This is a genomic window from Pseudomonas sp. PS01300, assembly GCF_029960155.1.
Classification (GTDB): Bacteria; Pseudomonadota; Gammaproteobacteria; order Pseudomonadales; family Pseudomonadaceae; genus Aquipseudomonas; species Aquipseudomonas palmensis.
Map to the genome: position 1 here is coordinate 1 of NZ_JASCPN010000130.1, position 3,106 is coordinate 3,106.

The 3,106-nt window shown below is 65.2% G+C and carries 3 protein-coding genes; all 3 read right to left on the bottom strand.

Annotation, left to right across the window (positions count from 1 at the left end; genetic code table 11):
• Positions 1–143: 143 nt before the first annotated feature.
• The 3 genes from QMX96_RS26565 to QMX96_RS26575 all read right to left on the bottom strand — a co-directional run bounded on the left by QMX96_RS26565 (position 144) and on the right by QMX96_RS26575 (position 2,972).
• Positions 144–1,145 (bottom strand): sulfate ABC transporter substrate-binding protein, encoded by a 1,002-nt coding sequence (locus QMX96_RS26565; protein WP_043859889.1) that lies wholly within the window; start codon positions 1,143–1,145, stop codon positions 144–146.
• Positions 1,146–1,237: 92 nt separating this feature from the next.
• The gene (locus tag QMX96_RS26570; protein WP_043859890.1) at positions 1,238–2,062 is read right to left on the bottom strand and encodes an ion transporter; all 825 of its coding nucleotides are present in this window, start codon (positions 2,060–2,062) and stop codon (positions 1,238–1,240) included.
• Between the two features lie 31 nt (positions 2,063–2,093).
• Positions 2,094–2,972, bottom strand: coding sequence for an urea transporter (locus QMX96_RS26575; RefSeq protein ID WP_210014301.1), 879 nt, complete (start codon positions 2,970–2,972; stop codon positions 2,094–2,096).
• Positions 2,973–3,106: the final 134 nt, after the last annotated feature.

A 3,106-nucleotide genomic window follows, 5' to 3' on the forward strand; every position in this document is an offset into this window, starting at 1 on the left:
GGTCAAGCCCGCTGCCACAGGTGCGACATCGCTCTTGAAATCGGCACATCACCTTGTGGCAGCGGGCTTGACCCGCGACAGGCCCGAACGCCGGCCACAAAAAATCCGGGGCCCGTCACAGGCCCCGGATTCGTCACCCGGCCTTATTGCCCGGTGTAGATCTGGTCGAAGATCCCGCCGTCGTTGAAGTGGGTCTTCTGCACGGTGCGCCAGTCACCGAAGGTCTTCTCCACCGACAGGAAGTCGACTTTGGGGAAGCGGTCGGTGTACTTGGCCAGCACGGTCGCGTCGCGTGGGCGCAGGTAGTTGTTGGCGGCAATTTCCTGGGCTTCAGGCGACCACAGGTACTTCAGGTACTCCTCGGCGGTGGCACGGCTTTTCTTCTTGTCCACCACCTTGTCGACCACGCTCACCGGCGGCTCGGCTTCGGCCGACACGCTCGGGTAGATCACCTCGAACTGGTCGCGACCGAATTCGCGCGCGATCATCTCGGCTTCGTTCTCGAAGGTCACCAGCACGTCGCCGATCTGGTTGGTCATGAAGGTGGTGGTCGCGGCACGGCCACCGGTATCGAGCACCGGTGCCTGCTTGAACAGCTTGCCGACGAAGTCCTTGGCCTTGTTCTCGTCACCGCCGTTCTTGAGCACATAGCCCCATGCCGACAGGTAGGTGTAGCGGCCGTTGCCCGAGGTCTTGGGGTTGGGCACGATCACCTGTACGCCGTCCTTGAGCAGATCGGGCCAGTCCTTCAGGGCCTTGGGGTTGCCCTTGCGCACGATGAATACGGTGGCGGAGGTGAAGGGCGCGCTGTTGTTGGGCAGGCGGGTGACCCAGTTGTCCGGCACCAGCTTGCCGTTGTCGGCCAGGGCATTGATGTCGGTGGCCATGTTCATGGTGATGACGTCGGCCGGCAGGCCGTCGATCACCGAGCGCGCCTGCTTGCTCGAACCGCCGAAGGACATCTGCACGTTGATCTTCTCTTTGTGCTCGGCTTCCCAGTGCTTCTGGAACGCGGCGTTGTAGTCCTTGTAGAAGTCGCGCATCACGTCGTAGGAGACGTTGAGCAGGGTGGTCGGGGCGGCCTGGGCGAGGTTGCCCAGGGCCAGGCCTGCGGCCAGAAGCGAGGCACCAAAGAGTTTTTTCACTGCGCATTCCTTGTTCGAGTTGGGAGAAAGGCATTATGCCAGCGACTATAGCGGCTCGGCCTTAGTCGCTTAAAGATTAAAAAGTGCTGTGGTTATTCCATTTTCTTGAATAGCGCATTGCCGCAGCGTGAACAGAACGCGGCGCTCTGCTCGTGGCTGCCCTTGTGGCAGGTGGGGCAGGCGTGCTGCAGCTGTTCGCCACGCATGGCGTTGGCCAGCTCGGCAGTGAAGATGCCGGTGGGCACGGCAATGATCGAGTAGCCGGTGATCATCACCAGCGAGGAAATCACCTGGCCCAGCGGGGTCTTGGGCACGATGTCGCCAAAGCCCACGGTGGTCAGGGTCACGATGGCCCAGTAGATGCCCTTGGGGATGCTGGTGAAGCCGTGTTCCGGGCCTTCGACCACGTACATCAGGGTGCCGAACACCGTGACCAGGGTCGACACGCTGACCAGGAACACGATGATCTTCTGCTTGCTGCCGCGCAGCGCCGACATCAGGTAGTTGGCCTGCTTGAGGTACGGGCCGAGCTTGAGCACGCGGAAGATGCGCAGCATGCGGATCACGCGGATGATCAGCAGGTACTGCGCGTCACTGTAGTAGATGGCGATGATGCCCGGCACGATCGCCAGCAGGTCCACCAGCCCGTAGAAGCTGAAGGCATAGCGCAGCGGCTTGGGCGAGCAGTACAGGCGGGTGAGGTATTCGGCCAGGAAGATGGCGGTAAAGCCCCACTCGATCCAGGCCAGCAGCCCGGCGTAGCCCTGGTGGACCTCGTCGATGCTGTCGAGGATGACGGTGATCAGGCTGGCCAGGATGATCAGCAGCAGAATGCTGTCGAAGCGCCGGCCGGCCACGGTGTCGGCTTGAAAGACGATGACGTAGAGCCGCTCGCGCCAGCTCGAAGGGGTGCTCATGGGCGCTTTCCATTACAAGATGGAGCAGAGCCTAGGGGCTGGCCCGCAGCTGTGCAAGCGGGCGACGTCGGGCCGCGGTGCCCAGTTGCAGCAGCCAGCAGGCGAGGATGAACGGCGCGGTCAGGCCCGGCACCGGCAACAGGCCCAGCAGCGGTTGCAGCACGATGGCCAGAACGATGGCCAGCAACGGCCGCCAGGGTTGTGCGCGGGTCTGGCTGAAGGCCAGCGCGGCCAGCGCCGCATTGAAACCGTACAGGCCGTAGTAGCCGGCGCCGGCCTCGCCACCGAGCAGCGCCACGCTGCCGCCCAGGGCGGCGCCCAGTAGCGCCCAGGCGGCGGCGTAGCGGTTGGCGATCAGCAGGCCCAGGGCAATCAGCAGGCCAGCCAGCGGCTGGTCGAGCAGGAAGATCTGGCCCAGGCCGCGGCCCAGGGCGAACAGCGGGTTGGCCGCGACCGGGCCGTAGCCGGCGCTGGAAGGCTCGGCCAGCGCCAGTACCGCCCAGCCGATCAGCACGAAGGGCGCGGTGTAGGCGGGCAGCAGGCGAGGGCTTTTGCGCTTGAGCCACTGGTGCACCAGCATGCTGCTCAGGCCCGCGGCGGCGATGATCAGCGGGGGCAGCAGGGCCGACCAGGGCAGTGCGTGGCTGAGCAGCAGGCCCAGCAGCACGCCGTTGTAGCTGTACAGGCCGGCCTGGCGGTCGGCGCGGTTGTAGCCGCGGCGCTGCGCGGTGAGCAGCCCGGCAAGGGCGCCCAGCAGCGCACCGCCGATGAGTTCGGGGGCGGTAATCAGGATGGCCAGCAGGCACAGCAGGCCGCACAGCGGGTTGCGCTGCAGCAGCACCTGACTGAAACCGTTGAGCAAGGCGGTGGCCCAGTCGGGGCACGGGTTGACGAAGTTCTTGGTGTACATGGCAGTGGGTCAGGGTGGGTGGAGTGGGGCGCCTCTTCGGGCTTTGTTGTCCCACGGTGTGGTGTGTCAGTGCGCCCATCGCGGGGGCAACCCCCCCCCCCACACCGCCGGGGGGGAGAGGTGGTGGGGGGGGG